This is a genomic window from Curtobacterium sp. SGAir0471 (assembly GCF_005490985.1).
Taxonomy (GTDB): domain Bacteria; phylum Actinomycetota; class Actinomycetes; order Actinomycetales; family Microbacteriaceae; genus Curtobacterium.
This window is the reverse complement of sequence record NZ_CP027869.1, coordinates 1,953,135-1,972,716: the sequence shown is the minus strand read 5'-3', so window position 1 is coordinate 1,972,716 and position 19,582 is coordinate 1,953,135. Positions and strand designations below refer to the sequence as shown.

At 73.0% G+C, this 19,582-nt stretch carries 15 protein-coding genes and 1 pseudogene; 15 read left to right on the top strand and 1 reads right to left on the bottom strand.

What is annotated here, in order from left to right:
• Positions 1–5: 5 nt before the first annotated feature.
• From C1N91_RS09120 to C1N91_RS09100, 6 genes and pseudogenes are all read left to right on the top strand, one after another.
• Complete coding sequence (locus C1N91_RS09120) at positions 6–977, top strand: AAA family ATPase (RefSeq protein ID WP_137767464.1); 972 nt, start codon at positions 6–8, stop codon at positions 975–977.
• The gene (locus C1N91_RS09115) at positions 974–2,386 is read left to right on the top strand and encodes a DUF58 domain-containing protein (RefSeq protein WP_137767463.1); all 1,413 of its coding nucleotides are present in this window, start codon (positions 974–976) and stop codon (positions 2,384–2,386) included. Before C1N91_RS09120 ends, C1N91_RS09115 begins: the two co-directional genes overlap by 4 nt.
• Positions 2,383–4,884 (top strand): transglutaminase domain-containing protein, encoded by a 2,502-nt coding sequence (locus C1N91_RS09110; RefSeq protein ID WP_137767462.1) that lies wholly within the window; start codon positions 2,383–2,385, stop codon positions 4,882–4,884. The genes C1N91_RS09115 and C1N91_RS09110 overlap by 4 nt, the downstream gene beginning before the upstream one ends.
• Positions 4,881–4,949, top strand: a pseudogene (locus C1N91_RS17215) (zinc-ribbon domain-containing protein); the annotation flags it as partial. The gene C1N91_RS09110 and the pseudogene C1N91_RS17215, both read left to right, overlap by 4 nt.
• A 456-nt stretch (positions 4,950–5,405) precedes the next feature.
• Positions 5,406–6,830, top strand: a complete 1,425-nt coding sequence (locus C1N91_RS09105) for an FHA domain-containing protein (RefSeq protein WP_254678203.1) — start codon at positions 5,406–5,408, stop codon at positions 6,828–6,830.
• A 108-nt stretch (positions 6,831–6,938) separates the two neighbouring features.
• Positions 6,939–7,871: a hypothetical protein gene (locus C1N91_RS09100; RefSeq protein WP_137767460.1), complete on the top strand. Its 933-nt coding sequence runs from the start codon at positions 6,939–6,941 to the stop codon at positions 7,869–7,871.
• A 46-nt stretch (positions 7,872–7,917) separates the two neighbouring features.
• Here the strand turns inward: C1N91_RS09100 and C1N91_RS09095 are convergent, their stop codons facing one another.
• The gene (locus C1N91_RS09095; protein WP_137767459.1) at positions 7,918–8,910 is read right to left on the bottom strand and encodes an asparaginase; all 993 of its coding nucleotides are present in this window, start codon (positions 8,908–8,910) and stop codon (positions 7,918–7,920) included.
• 105 nt (positions 8,911–9,015) lie between these two features.
• Here C1N91_RS09095 and C1N91_RS09090 point away from each other — a divergent pair, with 105 nt between their 5' ends.
• The 9 genes from C1N91_RS09090 (at position 9,016) to nusA (ending at position 19,542) form a co-directional block, all read left to right on the top strand.
• Entirely contained in the window at positions 9,016–9,492 is a 477-nt protein-coding gene (locus C1N91_RS09090; RefSeq protein WP_137767458.1) for an OsmC family protein, read from the top strand.
• A gap of 6 nt (positions 9,493–9,498) precedes the next feature.
• Positions 9,499–10,470 (top strand): FKBP-type peptidyl-prolyl cis-trans isomerase, encoded by a 972-nt coding sequence (locus tag C1N91_RS09085; protein WP_137767457.1) that lies wholly within the window; start codon positions 9,499–9,501, stop codon positions 10,468–10,470.
• A gap of 69 nt (positions 10,471–10,539) precedes the next feature.
• Positions 10,540–11,664 carry a 1-deoxy-D-xylulose-5-phosphate reductoisomerase gene (locus C1N91_RS09080; protein WP_137768759.1) on the top strand — a complete coding sequence of 375 codons (1,125 nt, stop codon included), beginning with the start codon at positions 10,540–10,542 and terminating at the stop codon, positions 11,662–11,664.
• A 145-nt stretch (positions 11,665–11,809) separates the two neighbouring features.
• Positions 11,810–13,144, top strand: coding sequence for a M50 family metallopeptidase (locus C1N91_RS09075; protein WP_254678202.1), 1,335 nt, complete (start codon positions 11,810–11,812; stop codon positions 13,142–13,144).
• Positions 13,145–13,191: 47 nt separating this feature from the next.
• On the top strand, positions 13,192–14,676 hold the full coding sequence (locus C1N91_RS09070) for a purine-cytosine permease family protein (protein ID WP_137767456.1): 1,485 nt from the start codon (positions 13,192–13,194) through the stop codon (positions 14,674–14,676).
• Positions 14,673–15,248 carry a cysteine hydrolase family protein gene (locus tag C1N91_RS09065; RefSeq protein WP_137767455.1) on the top strand — a complete coding sequence of 192 codons (576 nt, stop codon included), beginning with the start codon at positions 14,673–14,675 and terminating at the stop codon, positions 15,246–15,248. The genes C1N91_RS09070 and C1N91_RS09065 overlap by 4 nt, the downstream gene beginning before the upstream one ends.
• 50 nt (positions 15,249–15,298) lie before the next feature.
• Positions 15,299–16,432, top strand: coding sequence for a flavodoxin-dependent (E)-4-hydroxy-3-methylbut-2-enyl-diphosphate synthase (ispG, locus tag C1N91_RS09060; RefSeq protein WP_137768757.1), 1,134 nt, complete (start codon positions 15,299–15,301; stop codon positions 16,430–16,432).
• 99 nt (positions 16,433–16,531) lie between these two features.
• On the top strand, positions 16,532–18,286 hold the full coding sequence (locus C1N91_RS09055) for a proline--tRNA ligase (protein ID WP_137767454.1): 1,755 nt from the start codon (positions 16,532–16,534) through the stop codon (positions 18,284–18,286).
• A 260-nt stretch (positions 18,287–18,546) separates the two neighbouring features.
• Positions 18,547–19,542: a transcription termination factor NusA gene (gene nusA, locus C1N91_RS09050; RefSeq protein WP_137767453.1), complete on the top strand. Its 996-nt coding sequence runs from the start codon at positions 18,547–18,549 to the stop codon at positions 19,540–19,542.
• Positions 19,543–19,582: the final 40 nt, after the last annotated feature.

Sequence of the window (19,582 nt, the reverse complement as noted above, 5' to 3'; positions counted from 1 at the left end):
ACCGCATGAGCATGACCCCCGAGCAGGCCACCTGGTTCGCCGACGTCGCCGGCCGGATCGTGACCAACGTCGAGCAGGTGCTCCTCGGGAAGACGTTCGTCATCCGGCTCGCCGTGACGACCATGCTCAGCGAGGGGCACCTGCTCCTCGAGGACGTCCCCGGGACGGGCAAGACGAGCCTCGCCCGGGCGATGGCGCAGAGCGTGCAGGGGTCGACGAACCGGATCCAGTTCACCCCGGACCTGCTGCCCGGCGACATCACGGGCATCAGCGTGTACGACCAGCGCACGCAGGAGTTCGACTTCCACCGGGGCCCGGTGTTCGCCAACGTCGTGCTCGCCGACGAGATCAACCGGGCGAGCCCGAAGACCCAGTCCGCGCTCCTCGAGGCGATGGAGGAGTCGGCGGTGACCGTCGACGGTGTGAACCACCGCCTGGCGGCCCCGTTCATGGTGATCGCGACGCAGAACCCCGTCGAGCAGGCCGGAACGTACCGCCTGCCCGAGGCCCAGCTCGACCGGTTCCTCGTGCGCACCTCGATCGGCTACCCGGACCACGCCGCGACCGTCCGCATCCTCGAGACCTCCTCGGCACCGTCCACCTCGGTGCCCCTGCCGAGCGTCGTCCCCGCGGCGACCGTCACGGAGATGGCGGCCCTCGCCCGCACCGTCCACGTCGACCCGACGATCGCCGACTACGTCGCCCGCCTCGTCGACGCGACCCGAGCCGCGAGCGAGGTCCGGCTCGGCGTGAGCGTCCGCGGTGCGATGGGACTCGTCCGCGCCGCCCGTGTGTACGCCGCGGTGCAGGGCCGCCACTACGTCACACCGGACGACGTGAAGGCACTGGCCGTCCCGGTGCTGGCCCACCGGCTCGTGCTCGACGCCGAGGCGGAGTTCGACGGGGTCAGCGCCACGAGCGTCGTGGCGCAGCTCCTTGTCGAGACGCCGCCACCGGCCGACCGAGCGGCGTCGTGACCGACCGCCGTCCCACCGGCACCAGGACGCGACGCGGCAGCACGAGGTCCCGTCGCGGTCCGGTCTCGCCCGAACGGACGACGACGGTCGCCGGCCTCACGAACGTGCGCACCCGGCTCGTCGGCGACCGCGAGGGCGTCGCCGCCGACGCGGTCGTCGGTGCGGCGAAGGCGTGGGCGGCGGCCTGGAGGACCGCACGACGTCTGTGGGCCGAGGTCGCCGCGGTGGTCACCGGCCTGGGGTGGACGGTCGCCGCCGTCACGGTCGTCGCCTTCGTGGTCGGGTACCGCTCCGGACTGCGTGAGGTCGTGGTGGTGGGCTTCGCCGGCGCCGTGCTCGCGGTCGTGGCTGCCGTCGCGCTCGTCGGGCGGACCCGTCTGGTCGTGGGCATGCGGTTGCCGCAGCACCGCGTGGCGGTCGGTGACGACGCCGGGGTCGTGGTCACCGCGGAGAACCCTGCGCGGCTGCCGTCCGTGCCGACCACGGTCGAGCTGCCCGTCGGCTCCGGCCTGGTGGACGTCGCGGTGCCGTCCGTCGCCCCCGGTGGCGTGTTCGAGGAACTGGTGCCGGTGCCGACGGTGCGCCGGGGCGTCCTCGACGTCGGTCCGGTCACCGGCGTCCGGGCCGACCCGGTCGGGCTGGTGCGACGCGAGGTCGTCTGGACCGCCCGGGAGCAGGTGATCGTCCACCCGCGTACGATCGCGATCCCGTCGACGAGCACCGGACTCGTCCGCGACCTCGAGGGGCAGGCGACGACCGACCTCTCCTCGGCGGACATCGCGTTCCACGCCGTGCGTGAGTACGTCCCCGGCGACGACCCGCGCACCATCCACTGGAAGTCGACCGCGAAGTCCGGCGCGCTGATGGTCCGGCAGTTCGAGGACACCCGGCGCTCCCACCTCGTGGTGGCCCTCGCGACCCGACGGTCCGAGTTCGACGACGACGACGAGTTCGAGCTCGCCGTGAGCGTCGCCGCGTCCCTCGGCGCGCGCGCCGTCCGGGACGGCCGGGAGGTCTCCGTCGTCGTGTCCGAGCGCACGCCGGAGTACGCCAAACGCCCGGTGCGGGCGGTGCACCGGCTGACCACCGTCACCCCGACCCGACTGCTGGACGAGTTCGCGACCGTCGGACTCTCCGATGCGTGCCTGCCCGTCGCCGAGGTCGCCGGGATCGTCGGCAACGACACCGCGGGCATCTCGGTCGCCTTCCTGGTGGTTGGTCCTGCGGTCGGGCTGCCGGCGCTCCGGCTCGCCGCGACGCGCTTCCCCGTCGGGGTCGAGGTCGTGGCCGTCACCTGCGAGCCCGAGGCCCAGCCGCGCGTGCTCCGTGTCGCCGGTCTCACCGTGCTGACCGTCGGCTACCTCGAGGACCTGCGCCAGGCCCTGCACCGATCGGCGGCCGCCGCGTGAGTACCACGTCCACGGACCGACGGACGCGCAGCCGTCGTGCGACCCGTCGCGCGGCTCGCCGGCGCGCGCCCGCACGGCTGGTCGGTGGCACGCTCGTCGTCTGGCTCCTCGTCGCGGTGGCGAGCACCGCCTGGTGGCCGGTCCACCGCGACGGCTCGATGGTCACCGCCGGCGTCACCGCGGTCGTCGCCGGGACCGCCGTGGCGTGGGCCGGCGCGCTCGGGCGACTGCCGACGCTGGTCGTCGGCGTCCTGACCGTGGCCGTCTTCACCCTGACCGGCGTGCCAGTCGCGGTCCCGGCCGAGGCCGCAGGGCTGCTGCCGACCGGGCCGGGCCTCGTCGACCTCTTCGCCGGCGTCGCGCTCGACTGGAAGCGCCTCGTCACCGTCAGCCTGCCGGTCGGGTCCTACGAGTCCCTGCTCGTGCCGTACTTCGTGACGACCCTCGTCGCCACGGTGACGGCCGTGACCGTGGCGACCCGCGCCTCCCGACCGGAGACCGCGAGCATCCCGGCCCTCGTCCTGTTCGCGGCGGGTGTCGTCGTCGGACCGAGCCGCCTCGATGTGCCGGTCGCGACCGCGGTCGCGCTCGGCGGGATCGCCCTGGTCTGGGCGCTCGTCGTCCGCCACTCCCGCAGGGCGGCCGCCGTCGCGACGACCGTCGGCGCGCCGGTCCCGGTGTGGCGGTCCGTGGCGCGACCCGCGCTCGTCGGGACGGGGACCGTGCTGGCGGCGGCGGTCGTCGCGACCGGACTCGGGCTGGTCGCGCCGCCGTCGGTCGGCCGCACCGTCGCACGCACCGACGTCGTCAAGCCCTTCGACCCCCGCGACGAGGTCAGCCCGCTGAGCACCTTCCGGGCGTACGAGGAGACCGGCTCGGCCGACGCGGCGCAGTTGCGCGTCTCGGGGCTGCCGCAGGGCGGGTTCGTCCGGATCGCGACCCTCGACACGTACGACGGCGTCGTGTTCCGGGTCGGCGGCGACGACGGGGCGTCCGTGTCTGGCACGTTCGAGCGGGTGCCGACGACCGTCGACGTCGGCGGCGTGCGGGGGAGCGACCTCCGGGTCGGAGTGGACGTCGACGCCTACCGTGGCGTCTGGCTGCCGACCGTCGGGGACCTGGAGTCGGTCACCTTCCGCGGGGACGGCGCAGAGCAGGCGCGGCGCTCCTTCTTCTACGACCGTGCGACGTCGACCGGCGCCGTCGTCGGCGGGGTCGGGGCGGGGACCCGCTACGACCTCGACGCTGTGCTGCCCGACCAGCCGGACGACCAGCAGCTCGCCTCGGCACGGCCGGGGACGGCTGCGGTCCCGCCGGCGACCGGGGTGCCGGACGCCGTGCGGGAGCGCGTCGAGTCGACGACCGCCGATGCCCGGACGGACGGCGAGAAGCTCGTCGCCGCCGTCCGGTGGCTCACCAGCACCGGCTACGTCAGCCACGGCGTCGGCGACGACCGTGCCAGCCGTTCCGGGCACGGCGCGGACCGCATCCAGGAGCTCCTCACCGCGCCGGTCATGATCGGCGACCAGGAGCAGTACGCGGTGGCAGCTGCACTGATGGCGCGGCAGATCGGGTTCCCGTCGCGGGTCGTGATGGGGTTCACCCCGGGCGGCGACTCCGGCGCCTCATCGTCCGGCCGGACAGCCAGCTCGGGCGGGACGACGACGCTACGCGGGTCCGACGTGACCGCGCGGGTCGAGGTGGACACGGCACAGTGGGGCTGGGTCACCCTGAACCCGAACCCCGTCGTCCGGGAGATCCCGGAGGAGCAGGACCAGACCCCGCAACCCGTCACGCGCCCGGAGACGGTCGTCCCGCCGCCGCCCGTCGAGCGGCAGGACCAGGACCAGCAGGCGCCGCCGCAGACCGACCGCGAGACACCGCCGGTGCCGCCGCTGTGGCTCCAGGTGCTGCTCGCGGCGATGCCGTGGGTCCTCGCGACGCTGGGCTTCGTGGCCCTCGTCCTCCTGCCGTTCGCGACCGTGCTGCTGTGCAAGCGGGTCCGGCGACGCCGACGACGCAGGGCACCGACCCCTCGTGCCCGCGTCACCGGTGCGTGGGACGAGTACCGCGACGCGCTGCTCGACCGGGGGCACGCCGTGCCCGGAGGCGCGACCCGTCGCGAGGCCGTCGCCGGTGCTCCCGGCCGTGGCGGTACCGGGCTGGCCGCGCTGGCGGACCGCAGTGTCTTCGGGCCGGACGACGTCGACCCGGCGACCGCCGACCGGATGTGGTCGGCGACCGACGAGGCGATCGAGAGCCTGCGCGAGGGGCGGAACCGGCGCGAACGCCTCCGAGCGGCCGTGTCGTTGCGGTCCGTCTGGTCCGGCGCCGGGCGACCGCACCTGGTCGCCGGGACGGGACCGGCCGGTCGGGGGAACGTCGGCGTCGGCGTCGGGGGCCGGGGCGACCAGGGGCGTCCCGGTGGCCGTGACTACGATGGTCCGGAGGCCGGCGAGCGTCGTGGACGGCCGAGTGAGGACAGAGGCGAACCGTGATCAGATGCGAACACTGCGGATCGATGCTGCCGGACGGCGCGATCTTCTGCGGTGAGTGCGGGCGGTCGGTGAACGTCTCGGCGAACCGCCGGCCCGCTCCGGCGGCGCCCGCGGACGACACCCCACCGCCGCCGCTCCGCCAGCCCGACCAGTACGGTCACCGGCCCGACCCGGCGGCCGAGGCGTGGTTGCCGGAGGCGACGCTCGACCCCGCGACGCGTGCTTGGCTCACCGGCGAGGACCGGCGGTCCCCGGGTCCCGTGCCCGATCGTCCGTCAGCACCGGCCGGGCCGATGGGTCCGCCCGATCACGCCGTCCCCGGCGCTCCGGTCGGTGGACCCTCGTGGGCGCGACCCGAGGACGGCGACCCGGGCCGACCACGCCGCGGGACGGGATCGACCGGTACCGGGGCGATCGGTGCTGATCCGGTCGGTACCGCCGCAACCGGTAGCGACGCGACCGGTACCCCCGCGACCGGCGCCGGAGCCGGCGAGACCGGGAGTCCGGCGGGCACCTCGGCCGTGTCGGGCGCAGCCGACCTGCGGGCGGGTGCTCCGGAGGTGGAGCCGCCCCTCGACCCCGATGCGTACCCGTCCTCCCCGGACCCGCTCGCCTCGGCTGACCGGAGCACCTCGTCCGGCGAGCTCGCCGACACCGAACGCACCCGGCTCGCGCCGACCACCGACGCGACGTCGGAGCGCCCCGAACCGCCTGCGGCCCCGGTGTGGTCTCCTCCTGTCGCGCAGCAGCCGACGGCAGCGCCCTCGCGACCCTCCTGGTGGGTCGGGCGTGGTCCCGCCGCCGCCGATCCGCCCGTCGAGGACCAGCACGAGGTGTCGTCCGGTGACGAGCAGTCCCGTGCCGGCGACACCGCGGTGGTCGAACCCCTGGTCGATCGTCGTCCCGCGCCGACGCCGCTGATCGCTCCGGGGAGCGGACCTGCGACCTGCCCAGTGTGCGGCCACACCCTCGAGCCCGACGACATCTTCTGTGCGGAGTGCGGTGCCGTCCGTCCGACCGTGACCGCGGCCTTCACCGGCCCGGTCGTCCCGCTGCCGATGGCCCGGCCGGACTGGGCAGCCGACGACGAGGTCCGCGCCGGCGACGAGCCGTCGGAGAACGGCGTCGACGGCGGGTCCGGAGCGTCCGAGCTCGACGACGACTCGGCGACCGGCGCCCCCGACGGCCATCGAGTCGCTGACGGCGATCTCGTCGCTGACGGCGACCGAGCCGCCGAGCGTGATCGGGCCGCGGACGTCGCGACCGATGCCGGTGCGGCCGATGCTGGCCCGGTCGACGTCGACGACGTCGACGGGGCGCGGTCCGAGGTCGAGGAGCCCGAGCGCGCGACCGACGGCGCGGCGATCCCGCCCGAGCCGGTCTCGCCCACCGTGCCGTCCTCGGCCCGGTCCACCGACGCTGACGTCCGCGACGGCGTGGGCGTCGAAACCGGTGATCAGGACCTGCCGCCGGTCCCGCGCGCTGCTCCGCTACCGCCGATCCCGGGCTCGATCGGGCCGGTCCTCCCGCCGGTCGACATCGCGATGGTGCCGTCGAGCGGTGACCTCGACCCCGACGAGGACGTCGAGGAGACGCGCATCGTCGTGAAGACCGAGTCGACCGCGCCCTTCGTGCTGCACTTCAGCACCGGGGAGCGCACCGCCGTCCACGGGACGGGCCTGCTCGGGCGTCTGCCACGCCCGGAGCCGGCGGAGCGCTTCGACGACCTGCTGACGGTGCACGACCCCGGCAAGTCGGTGTCGAAGACGCACCTCGAGCTCGGACGTGACGGCGACGACCTCTGGGTGTCGGACCGACACTCGGGCAACGGCACGGTCATCCGGCACATCGACGGGAGCATCCGGCGCTGCGAACCCGGACGTCGCTACCGGGTGGAGCGTGGCGCGCGGGTCGACATCGGCGAGCAGTTCTTCCTCGTGCAGTAGTCCGGCAGCGGCGACGACCGTCCTCCACAGCGGGGCCCTCGTCGCACTGCGTCCACAAGCAGCCCCAAGAGTCCGAGCACGGACACATGGGGCTGCTTGGCTCTCGGCATGTCTCCGCTCGTCGCTCGATGGTGCCTGGTCGGGTCGGCCGTGGTGCTCGTGCTCGTCGGGGTCCTCGCCGACCTCGCCGGGACGGCCAGGGTGGTGCTGCTCGCGGCGGCGGCGTGCTGCGCGGTGCTCGACGCGTTGACGGTACGTGCTCCCGGTGCTGGTCCGCCCCGGGTCGTCGTCACCCTGCCGCCGGGCCCGGTCGACACCTCGGGACATCACGGGTCCGTGCCCGCAGGCGGCACCGGCGCGGGCGAGTCGGGCCGTGTGGCCGACCGTGACCCGCCCTCGGCCCCGTGCGCCGATGCCGGCGGCACGCTGGTGCTCGGTCGACGACCGGACGGGGGGACCGAGAGCGTCGAGGTGGGGCCGTCCGCGCCGTGCCACGTGGTCGTCGTCGGGCCCGGCCCCTGTGCGCGCGCGGTGTTCGAGGCGCTCGGCGCGCAGCTCACCGGGCTCGGGGTCGGTCGCACGGCGGCGGCCGACCATGCCGGGGTCGACGGTGCCGCAGTCCTCGGTGCCGCGGTCGTCGGTGCCGCGGTCGTCGGTGCCGCGGCCGATGCCGTCAGTACCGACGAGCCGGGTCCGGACGTCCGGATCGTCACCGATGACGGCTCTCGATCGGGAGCGCCACCCGGGCTCCGCCCGACGCCGACCGGCACAGCCGTCGCCGCGCGCCTCGACGATCTGGGCCGGCCGTGGGCGACCGTCGTGCTCGTGCCCGGAGTCGGTCTGCTCCCACGACGGCACGACCGGGTCCTGGAGGTCACGCGCCACGGCTGTCGCGTCTGGGGCGACGGCGACGGCGACAGCGGCGGCGGCGACAGCGGCGGCGGCGGACCGGTGCCCCTGGACCCGGTGCTCCCGCTGCTGGTGGGCACCCGGTCTCCGGGCGATCCGCTCGGTGCGGACCTCGCTCCCGTACCAGGGTGAGGTGCCCTGGATGCGGTGCGCTCCGACGGGGGAGCGCAGCAGCCGGTCAGCGCAACCCGGACCCCGCGCGGACCGTGCCGACCGGCACGCCACCGCCGAGCACCTGCTCGCCCGTGGCGGCCAGCACGTCCGCGACCCCCGCGGCGTCGACCAGACCGTTGCGCTCGAGCAGCGTGAGGGCCGCGAGCGTCCCGGCGCGCTGGGAGCCGTCGAGCGTCTTCACGGCCACCGCCGCACCACCGGGCAGGCCCATCACCATCACGCCCTCCGCGCCGAACTTCGCGAGCACCCGGAGCCGTTCGATCGTCACGGTGTTGGCGCGCCCGACGCCGTCGATCGCCCACGGGTGGTCGAGCACCGCGTCGACGAGCGCTGCGGTGTCCGCGTCCGACCGTGCGACGACCCCGGCGAAGCCGCGCGCGAGTCCGCGCAGGGTCAGCGGGAACACGGGCGCACCGCAGCCGTCCGTACCGACGACGTCGACGACCTCGCCGGTGTACTCCTCGACGGTCTCGCGGACGCGCTGCTGGAGCGGGTGCGTCACCTCGAGGTAGGTCGCCTCGTCCCACCCGTTCACACGGCACGCGGCGAGCATCCCGGCGTGCTTGCCCGAGCAGTTCATCGCCAGGCGGCGCGGGCCGTCCATCGTGCGCGCGGTGGCGCGGTCGAACGGCAGGTCGGGCGGGCACCCGAGGTCGGACTCGACGTGGTCGAAGGACTCGAGCATGTGCAGCGCGAGGGCCTGGTGCGGCACGGTCCCGGCATGGCTGGCCGTCGTGAGGACGAGTTCGTCGTCGCTGAAGACCGCACCGGCGCGACGGATCGCCAGTGCCTGGAACGGCTTCATGGTGGAGCGCGGGTAGATGCTCGCGCTCACGTCGCCGACGGCGTCGAGCACGGTCCCGTCCGCGGCGACCACCACGCCGGCGCCGACGTGGCGGCTCTCGTCGAAGCCGTTCCGGTCGAGCACCGCGAGCTCGACGGAGCCCTCGGCGGTGAGAGGATGGCGGTCTGTGCGGACGTCGTGGCTCACCGTCATGTCGTCATCGTAGCGAGCGGGCGGGACATGCTCCGCCGACCGAGCACCAGCACGAGCGGGCGGGACACGCTCCGCCCACCGAACACCAGCACGAAGGAGCGCACCGTGACCGACCACACCTACGAGGTCTCCGTCCGCTGGACCGGGGACCGGGGGACCGGGACCAGCGGCTACCGGGACTACGGCCGCGACCACGACGTCACCGCAGCGGGCAAGCACCCCATCGCGGGGTCGGCCGACCCGGCCTTCCGCGGCGACCGCGACCGGTGGAACCCCGAGGAGATGCTGCTCGGCGCCCTCGCCCAGTGCCACATGATGAGCTACCTCTACGTGGCGGTGCGGCGGGGGTTCACGGTCGTCGACTACGAGGACACGGCGACGGCGTCGCTCGACGTGCACCGCGACGGCACCGGCGAGGTCACCGAGGTCACCCTCCGCCCCGTCGTCACGGTGCTCGAGGCCGACCGGGTCGCCGACGCCGAGACCGCGCACGCCGAGGCGAACCGACTGTGCTTCATCGCGCGTTCGGTGGCGTTCCCCGTCCACCACACGCCGGTCACCAAGGTGCGTGCGGCAGGATAGGTCCCCGTGAAGCGTCTCCGCCTGCTCCCGATCGCCATCGTCCCCGCCGTCGTGCTCGGACTCGCCGCCTGCTCCGGGAACGGCTCTGGTGACGCCTCGGCCTCGCCGAGCGCGTCGTCCAGCGCCACGGCGACGCCCATCTCGTCGTGCCCGGAGTCGGGTTCGGCGTCGAAGAGCATCGAGGTCACCGGGGCTGTCGCCGGCACGGAAGCGCCGAAGGTCACCTTCGACAAGGGGCTCAGCGCGAAGACCCCGCAGGCCACCACGGTGGTGGAGGGCTCGGGCAGGGCACTCAAGGACGGCGAGTTCGCCCAGGTCTCCTACGCCGTCTACAAGGCCTCGGACGCCTCGAAGCTCGGCGCGGTCGGGTTCGACCAGGGCAACCCGCAGGTGCTCTCGGTCGGCGGCACCGGCTTCGGCGCCCTGCTCGCCTGCACGAAGGTCGGCGACCGGGTCGCGGTCGTCGGACAGTCCTCGGCGCTCGGCTTCAACACCGGCGGCGAGATCGTCGTCGTGGCGGACGTCGTCGCGCAGACCCCGACGAAGGCGACCGGCACCCCGCAGACGCAGGACCCGTCGCTTCCCACGGTCGAGGACAAGGCCGACGGTGAGCCGGAGATCACGATCCCGTCGGGCGCGACGGCCCCGTCGAAGACCGAGGTCGAGGTCCTGAAGCAGGGCGACGGCGCGACGATCGAGAACGGCGACACCGCGCTCGTGCAGTACAAGGGCGTGACCCTGGCGGACGGCAAGGAGTTCGACTCCTCGTGGTCGAAGGGCGCTCCGACGACCTTCACCGTCTCCGAGGGCTCGCTCATCAAGGGCTTCGTCACCGGACTCGTCGGACAGAAGGTCGGCTCGCAGGTCCTCATCGTCACCACCCCCGAGGACGCCTACGGCTCGAACCCGCCCGAGGGCTCGGGCATCCCGAAGGACGCCTCGCTCGTCTTCGTCGTCGACATCCTCGCCAAGGGCTGAACCGTGCCGACGACCGCCGGTGCCGACGGCGCCACCGTGCTGACGACCGCCGGTGCCGACGGCGCCACCGTGCCGACGACCGCCGGGCGCGGCACCGACGTCACCGCCGCGCCGACCAGGCGCCGCATCGTCGTCCTCGGCAGCACGGGCTCGATCGGCACGCAGGCCCTCGACGTCGTCGCCCGGAACCCCGACCGGTTCGAGGTCGTCGGCCTGACCGCCGGCACGAACCGGGACCTCGTCGCCGAGCAGGCGGCCCGGTTCGGGGTCCGGGACACCGCGTTCGGTGCCGTCGACGCCGAACGGCTCGTCCGGACCGTCGCAGCGGACGTCGTGCTCAACGGCATCACCGGCTCCGTCGGCCTCGGCCCGACGCTCGCCGCGCTCGAGACCGGATCGACCCTGGCCCTCGCGAACAAGGAGAGCCTGATCGTTGGTGGTCCGCTGGTGCAGGCCGCCGCCCGTCCCGGACAGATCGTGCCTGTCGACAGCGAGCACTCCGCGATCGCGCAGGCGCTGCGTTCCGGTGCCGGCTCCGAGGTGCGCCGCCTCGTGCTCACGGCCAGCGGCGGTCCGTTCCGCGGACGCTCCCGGGAGAGCCTGCGCGACGTCACGCCGGCGCAGGCGCTGGCGCACCCGACGTGGGACATGGGGCTGGTCGTGACGACGAACTCCGCGACCCTGGTGAACAAGGGGCTCGAGGTCATCGAGGCCCACCTGCTGTTCGACGTGCCCTACGACCGCATCGACGTCACCGTGCACGCCCAGTCGATCGTGCACTCCATGGTCGAGTTCGTCGACGGCTCGACGATCGCGCAGGCGTCCCCGCCGGACATGCGGCTGCCGATCGCGCTGGGCCTCGCCTGGCCGGATCGCGTGCCCGGCGTCGGCGTGCCGCTCGACTGGACGACCGCGAGCACCTGGACGTTCGAACCGCTCGACACCGAGGCGTTCGGCGCGGTCGACCTGGCAAAGCACGTCGGCGGCCTCGGTGGGACCTTCCCGGCGGTGTTCAACGCCGCGAACGAGCAGGCCGTCGCCGCGTTCCATGCGGGGGCGATCGGCTTCCTGGACATCGTCGACACGGTCCGCCGCGTCGTCGACGTGCACATCGCGGGGGAGCCGTCCCTCGACGGCGTGCTCGCCGCGGAGCGCTGGGCGCGCACCGAGGCGGACCGCCTGTTGGCCCGCTGACGCGAGCGGACGACGCGAGCCCGCCACACGGTCGCGTGACGGGCGCGCCGGCGGTGATCCGTGCCTCCAGGCCGGCCGGGAGGCACGGCAGACCTCTCAGGGCGCGCTCGGCTCCGTCATGGGCAGGGTCCCGTACCCTCTGACGGTGACCGTCGAATCCGTGCTCCTCTTCGTCCTCGGCGTGGTCGTCTTCATCGTCGGCCTGCTGGTCTCGATCGGACTCCACGAGCTGGGACACCTGACCTTCGCGAAGCTCTTCGGGGTGAAGGTCACGCAGTACTCCCTCGGGTTCGGCAAGGCGATCTGGTCCTTCCGCCGGGGCGAGACCGAGTACGGCATCCGGCCGATCCTGCTCGGCGGGTACATCTCGATGGTCGGCATGCTCAAGCCCCGTGCGTCCGGCAAGCCGAACGCGATCACGAACACCGGGATGTACGGCGCCTTCGTGCAGGACGCCCGCCAGGCCAGCGCGGAGCAGATCGCCGATTCGGGCGGCGACGACTCGCGGGCGTTCTACCGGCTGACGCCGTGGAAGCGGATCATCGTGATGGTCGCCGGTCCGGCCATGAACCTGGTGATCGGCATCGTGCTGTTCGGGGTGCTGCTGTGCGGGTTCGGTGCGCCGACCACGACCTTCACGTCGAGCGTCGATTGCGTGCTGCCGACGAGCAGTGCGACGCGGTGCACGCCGGGCGACGCGGAGTCGCCCGCGAAGCAGGCGGGCATCCGCGACGGCGACGTCGTGCTCGCGGTGGACGGGCAGCAGGACCCGACGATCGCCGAGGTCTCCCGGGTCTTCCAGCGGTCGGCGGGCGAGTCGGTCACGGTCGTCGTCGAGCGCGACGGGCAGCGCCGGACGCTCGAGGTCACGCCGCAGCTCGCGACCCGTGACGTCGTGACCGAGCAGGGCACGGTCGCGAAGAACGCGGACGGCACCACGAAGACGCAGCGCGTGGGCGTCGTCGGCGTCAGCATCGGGCAGTCGTTGGTCCGGCAGTCGCCCGCCGCGGTGCTGCCCGCGACCGGCGCGCAGATCGCCGCGTCCGCTCACCTGATCATCGACCTGCCGCAGCGTCTCGTCGCCGTGTGGAACGCCGCGTTCGGCGCGCAGGAGCGGTCGCAGGACAGCCCGGTGTCGGTCGTCGGCGTGGGCCGGGCGATCGGAGAGGTCTCGTCGATGAGCGGTGTGCCCGTCGTCGACAAGGCGTACACGATCCTCGGGTTGCTCGCCTCGCTGAACATCGGCCTGTTCGTGCTGAACATGGTGCCGCTCCTGCCCCTCGACGGCGGGCACATCGCGGGTGCGCTGTGGGAGGCCGTGAAGCGCCGCGCGTACGTGCTCGTCGGGAAGCCCGACCCGGGCGCGATCGACCTCGCGAAGACGATGCCGCTGACGATGGTCGTCGTCGTGCTGCTGGCGGGGATGAGCGCCCTGCTCATCTACGCCGACATCGTCCGCCCCGTCAACCTGTTCGGGTAGCGCGGCCGGTCGGACCCGCGGGGTCGCGCGCCCACTACGCTCAGCGCATGAGCACCGCGCCAGAGGTCCGCGCCGTCGAGCGCCAGGGCATCGACGTCATCGCCGAGTCCGACCGCAAGGGGCGACCCCGCGGGCTGTTCTGGCCGTGGTTCGCCGCCAACGTGTCGGTGCTCGGGCTGAGCTACGGCTCGTTCGTCCTCGGCTTCGGCATCTCGCTCGCGCAGGCGACGATCGTCTCCGTCGTCGGTGTCGCGTTCTCGTTCCTGCTCTGCGGCATCGTGGCGATCGCGGGCAAGCGGGGCTCGGCGCCCACGATGGTGCTGAGCCGTGCGGCCTTCGGCGTGCGGGGGAACCGACTGCCGTCGTTCCTCAGCTGGGTGCTGACGGTCGGGTGGGAGACCGCGCTCGCATCGCTGGCCGTCCTCGCCACCTCGACGGTGTTCCGCGAGCTCGGGTGGGACGACGGCGTCGTGACGAAGCTCGTGGCCCTCGTGGTCGTCGCGGCCCTCGTCGTCGGTGCCGGCATCGCGGGCTTCGACGTGATCATGCGCCTGCAGACCGTGATCACCGTCGTCACCGCCGTGCTCACCGTCGTGTACGTCGTGCTCGCGGCGCCGTCGATCGACCTCGGAACGCTCGGTGCCCTGCCGGCGGGCAGTGCGCAGAACGTCATCGGTGCCCTCGTGCTCGTGATGACGGGCTTCGGCCTCGGATGGGTGAACGCGGCGGCGGACTACTCGCGGTACCTGCCGCGCACGTCCTCGACGGGTGGCGTGGTCTGGTGGACGACGTTCGGCGGCGCCCTCGCGCCCGCGGTCCTCGTCGTCGTCGGCGTCCTGCTCGCCGGCTCGTCGAAGGACCTGGACGACGCGATCGGCGCGGACCCGATCGGGGCGCTGACGACGATCCTGCCGGTCTGGTTCCTCGTGCCGTTCGCGATCGTGGCGATCCTCGGGCTCGTCGGCGGCGCCGTGCTCGACATCTACTCGTCGGGCCTTGCCCTGCTCAGTGCCGGCGTCCGGATCCCGCGACCGGTCGCAGCGGGCGTCGACGGCGTGTTCATGGTCGCGGGCGCCGTCTACGTCGTCTTCTTCGCGAAGGACTTCATCTCGCCGTTCCAGGCGTTCCTCGTCACCCTCGGCGTCCCGATCGCCGCGTGGGCCGGCGTGTTCGTCGCCGACGTGGTGCTGCGGCGCCGCGCGTACGCCGACGCCGAGCTCGACGACGTGCGTGGTCGCTACGGCGACGTGCGCTGGGCCGCGATCGGTCTCGTCGTGCTGGGGACGGTGCTCGGGTGGGGACTCGTCACCAACACGTACGGCGTGCCGGCGTGGCTGAACTGGCAGGGCTACCTGCTCGGCCCGTTCGGTCTCGGCGGACGCGAGGGGGCCTGGGCCTACGCGAACCTCGGGGTCCTCGTCGCCCTGGTCGTCGGCTTCGCCGGCACGCTGCTCACGGCCCGCGGGAGCGTGCGCCGCCAGGAAGCCCAGCCGGCCCAGCGGACCGTCCCGGTCCGGCAGGACCAGCCGTGAGTGTCGTCGTGCCCGCGGACGCCTGGCTCGTCGCGATCGACCTGCAGCGGGTCTTCACCGGTGACAGCCCCTGGTCGACGCCCCGGTACGACGAGGCCGCGGCGGGGACGGCGCGACTGCTGCCGCACTTCGCCGGACGCACGGTGTTCACGCGGTTCGTGGCGCCGGAGCGACCGCAGGGCGCGTGGGTGCCGTACTACCGCGAGTGGTCGTTCGCGCTCGTGCCCGACACCGACCCCCTGTACGACCTGACCGCGCCCTTCGCAGCCGCGGTGACGGACCACGGCACCCCGGTCGTGACCGAGCCGACCTTCGGCAAGTGGGGGACGAGCCTCCGGGCCGTCGTCGGGGACCGTCCGCACCTCGTGCTCACCGGCGTCTCCACGGACTGCTGCGTCGTGTCCACGGCGCTGGCCGCCGCGGACGCCGGGGCGCGCGTCACCGTCGTCGCCGACGCGTGCGCCGGCGCGAGCGACGAGGACCACGAGCGTGCCCTCGCGCTCATGCGCCTGTACGCGCCGCTCATCACGGTCGTGGAGCGCGGGACGGACCTGGTCACCGACCAGGTGTGACGTCACCGGGAGCGCGTAGAGTCACACCCGTGCCAGCAGTGAACCTCGGTCTGCCGAAAGTCCCCGAAACCCTGAGCCCGCGTCGGAAGTCGCGGCAGATCCGGGTGGGCAAGGTCCTCGTGGGCGGGGATGCCCCGGTCTCCGTGCAGTCGATGACGACGACCCCGACGACGAACATCAACGCGACACTGCAGCAGATCGCCGAGCTCACGGCGTCGGGGTGCGACATCGTCCGCGTGGCGGTGCCGAGCCAGGACGACGCCGACGCGCTGCCGATCATCGCGAAGAAGTCGCAGATCCCGGTCATCGCGGACATCCACTTCCAGCCGAAGTACGTCTTCCAGGCCATCGACGCCGGGTGCGCCGCCGTCCGTGTGAACCCGGGCAACATCCGCAAGTTCGACGACCAGGTCGGCGCGATCGCGAAGGCCGCGAAGGACGCCGGCGTCTCGCTCCGCATCGGTGTGAACGCCGGATCGCTCGAGCCGAGCCTGCTGCAGAAGTACGGCAAGGCCACGCCCGAGGCGCTCGTCGAGTCGGCCGTCTGGGAAGCCAGCCTGTTCGAGGAGCACGACTTCCACGACTTCAAGATCTCGGTCAAGCACAACGACCCGATCGTGATGGTGAAGGCCTACCGCCAGCTCGCCGCCGCGGGGGACTGGCCGCTGCACCTCGGCGTCACCGAGGCCGGGCCGGAGTTCCAGGGCACCATCAAGAGCGCCACCGCGTTCGGCATCCTGCTCGCCGAGGGCATCGGCGACACCATCCGCGTCTCGCTCTCCGCACCCCCTGCACAGGAGGTCAAGGTCGGCCTGCAGATCCTGCAGTCGCTGAACCTGCGCGAACGCAAGCTCGAGATCGTCTCCTGCCCGAGCTGCGGCCGCGCGCAGGTCGACGTCTACCAGCTGGCGAACGACGTGACCAAGGGTCTCGAGGGCATGACCGTGCCCCTGCGCGTCGCGGTGATGGGCTGCGTCGTGAACGGTCCGGGCGAGGCGCGCGAGGCGGACCTCGGCGTCGCCTCGGGCAACGGCAAGGGCCAGATCTTCGTCAAGGGCGAGGTCATCAAGACCGTGCCGGAACGCGAGATCGTCGCGACCCTCATCGAGGAGGCGAACCGCATCGCCGACGAGATGGGCCCGGCTGCCGCCACCGGCTCCGTCCAGGTGATCACCGCGCCGTAGTGCATGTCTGACGGACGGAAGGCACGGTTCCGGCTGGCACCGTGCCTCCCGTCCGTCACCGGACGGCTGGGCGAGCGCCGCGCCGCTAGGCTTGCGTCCGTGGTCACACGGCTCTCCCATCTCTTCCTCCGCACGCTCCGCGACGACCCCTCCGACGCCGAGGTCACGAGCGCGAAGCTCCTCGTCCGCGCCGGGTACATCCGTCGTCAGGCCCCGGGCATCTTCGCCTGGCTCCCGCTCGGCCTCCGGGTCCGCGCCCGGATCGAGGGCATCATCCGCGACGAGATGGTCGCGGCCGGCGCGCAAGAGGTCCTGCTGCCGGCACTCGCCCCGCGCGAGCCGTACGAGGCGACGAACCGCTGGACAGAGTACGGCGACGGCATCTTCCGCCTGCAGGACCGCAAGGGCGCCGACTACCTCCTCGCGCCGACCCACGAGGAGCTCTTCGCGCTGCTCGTGAAGGACCTGTACTCGTCGTACAAGGACCTCCCCGTCACGCTCTTCCAGATCCAGGACAAGTACCGCGACGAGGCCCGTCCCCGCGCCGGGCTCCTGCGCGGCCGCGAGTTCACGATGAAGGACGCCTACTCGTTCGACATCGACGACGCCGGCCTCGACCGCAGCTACCAGACGATGCGCGACGCCTACGAGCGGATCTTCGCGCGCCTCGGTCTCGAGTACGCGATCGTCAAGGCCGACGCGGGCGCGATGGGCGGCTCGAAGTCCGAGGAGTTCCTGCACCCGATCGCGGTCGGCGAGGACACCTTCGTCCGGAGCGCCGGTGGCTACGCCGCGAACGTCGAGGCCTACGTCACGCCCGTCCCGGAGTCGCTGCCGATCGACGGCCAGCCGGAGCCCGTGCTGCTGCCGGCCGCGGACACCCCGACGATCGACACGCTGGTCGCCCACGCCAACGCGGTCGCCCCGCGCGACCGTGCCCCGTGGACTGCGGCCGACACGCTGAAGAACGTCGTGCTGGCGCTGACGCACCTCGACGGCACCCGTGAGGTCGTCGTCGTCGGCCTGCCGGGTGACCGCGAGGTCGACCTGAAGCGCGCCGAGGTGGCCTTCGCGCCCGCCGAGGTCGAGGCCGCGGGCGACGACGACTTCCGGAAGCACCCGGGCGTCTTCGTCAAGGGCTACATCGGCCCGCAGGTGCTCGGCGCCGACAGCCCCTCCGGTATCCGTTACTTCGTGGATCCCCGCGTGGTCGACGGCACGGCCTGGATCACCGGTGCGAACGAGCGCGGTGTGCACGTCTCCGGCCTCGTGATGGGCCGTGACTTCACGGCCGACGGCGTCGCCGAGGTCTCCGACGTCCGCGCCGGCGACCCCGCGCCGGACGGCTCCGGTCCGCTGGAGACCGCGCGCGGCATGGAGATCGGCCACGTGTTCCAGCTCGGCCGCAAGTACGCCGAGGCGCTCGGGCTCAAGGTGCAGGACGAGAACGGCAAGCTGGCCACGGTGACGATGGGCTCCTACGGCATCGGCGTCACGCGCATCCTCGCGATCCTGGCCGAGGCGCACAACGACGAGAAGGGCCTGGTCTGGCCGAAGAACGTCGCGCCGTTCGACGTGCACGTCGTCGCGACCGGCAAGGACGATGTCGCCTACGACCTCGCGTCCTCGATCGTCGAGACCCTCGAGGGCGACCGCTTCGAGGTCGTGTACGACGACCGCCCGAAGGTGTCGCCCGGCGTGAAGCTCCGCGACGCCGAACTGCTCGGCATGCCGGTCGTCGTCGTCGCCGGCCGGAACGCCGCCGACGGCGTCGTCGAGCTGTGGGACCGAGCATCGGGCGAGCGCCGCGACGTGCCGGTCGCCGACCTGCTCGAGGCGGTCCGCGCGATCTGATCGCGCCAGACGGGACCGTCTGCGCAAGACGCCCCCACATCATCGAGACGCCGCTGGATCCGGCGGCGTCTCGGCGTGCTGGGGGCGTCTCGTCGTGCCGGGCGCGTCTCGCGTGTCCGGGGTGAGCAGAGGGGGACGGGAGGCGCGTGGCGGGCCCGCCACGCGCCTCCCGTCCGTCGCCCGTCCTGAGGTAGGCTGGTCGCCGACTTCCGCGCAGATCCACCCGCGGGAGCGACTCAGCTGAATACGGAGGCACCTCGGTGAAGATCGACCTCGCAGTCCTGCGACTCATGGAGCGCGAGCGGGAGATCCCGTTCGACGAACTCGTCCGCATCATCGAATCCGCCATCCTGACGGCGTACCAGAAGCACCGCGCGGAGAACGACGAGCCCGTCGACGCGCAGTCCCGCGTCGAACTCGACCGCAAGTCCGGCGAGGTCTCCGTCTACGTGCCGGAGCGCGACGAGGACGGCACCGTCGTCGGCGAGGCCGTCGACCAGCCGAGCGACTTCGGCCGCATCGCCGCCTTCGCCGCGAAGCAGGTCATCAACCAGCGCCTGCGGGACATCGGCGACGACAAGATCCTCGGCCAGTTCCGCGGCAAGGAGGGCGACATCGTCGCGGGTGTGATCCAGCAGGGTCCGAACCCGAAGATGGTGCACGTCGACCTCGGTACCGTCGAGGCGATCCTGCCGCCCGAGGAGCAGGTACCGGGCGAGGAGTACAAGCACGGCAACCGCATCCGCGTGTACGTCACGAGCGTCGGCCGCGGCGCGAAGGGGCCGCAGATCACCGTGTCGCGGACGCACCCGGGCCTGGTCCGCAAGCTGTTCGCGCTCGAGGTCCCGGAGATCGCATCGGGCGTCGTCGAGATCACCTCGATCGCCCGCGAGGCCGGGCACCGCACGAAGCTCGCGGTGAAGGCGAACGAGCCGGGCGTCAACGCGAAGGGCGCCTGCATCGGCGAGCTCGGCGCGCGTGTGCGGGCCGTGACGACCGAGCTCGGGGCCGAGAAGATCGACATCGTCGACTACTCGTCCGACCTGGCGTCGTTCGTCGCGAGCGCGCTGTCGCCGGCGAAGGTGACGAGTGCGTTCGTGCTCGACGCCTCGACGAAGGCGGTCCGCGCCCTGGTGCCGGACTACCAGCTGTCGCTCGCGATCGGCAAGGAGGGGCAGAACGCCCGCCTCGCCGCGAAGCTGACCGGTGCGCGCATCGACATCCAGCCCGACAGCATCCTGGACGGCGACGAGTAGGACCGGAACACGCCGGACGGCGACCGTCGCCCGGCACCGT

Bases quoted from the DNA above. Each gene is read 5' to 3' on its own strand.
- C1N91_RS09120 (WP_137767464.1), top strand. From the start codon at position 6: ATGAGCATGACCCCCGAGCAGGCCACCTGGTTCGCCGACGTCGCCGGC.
- C1N91_RS09100 (WP_137767460.1), top strand. From the start codon at position 6,939: ATGTCTCCGCTCGTCGCTCGATGGTGCCTGGTCGGGTCGGCCGTGGTG.
- C1N91_RS09095 (WP_137767459.1), bottom strand. From the start codon at position 8,910: ATGACGGTGAGCCACGACGTCCGCACAGACCGCCATCCTCTCACCGCC.
- C1N91_RS09070 (WP_137767456.1), top strand. From the start codon at position 13,192: ATGAGCACCGCGCCAGAGGTCCGCGCCGTCGAGCGCCAGGGCATCGAC.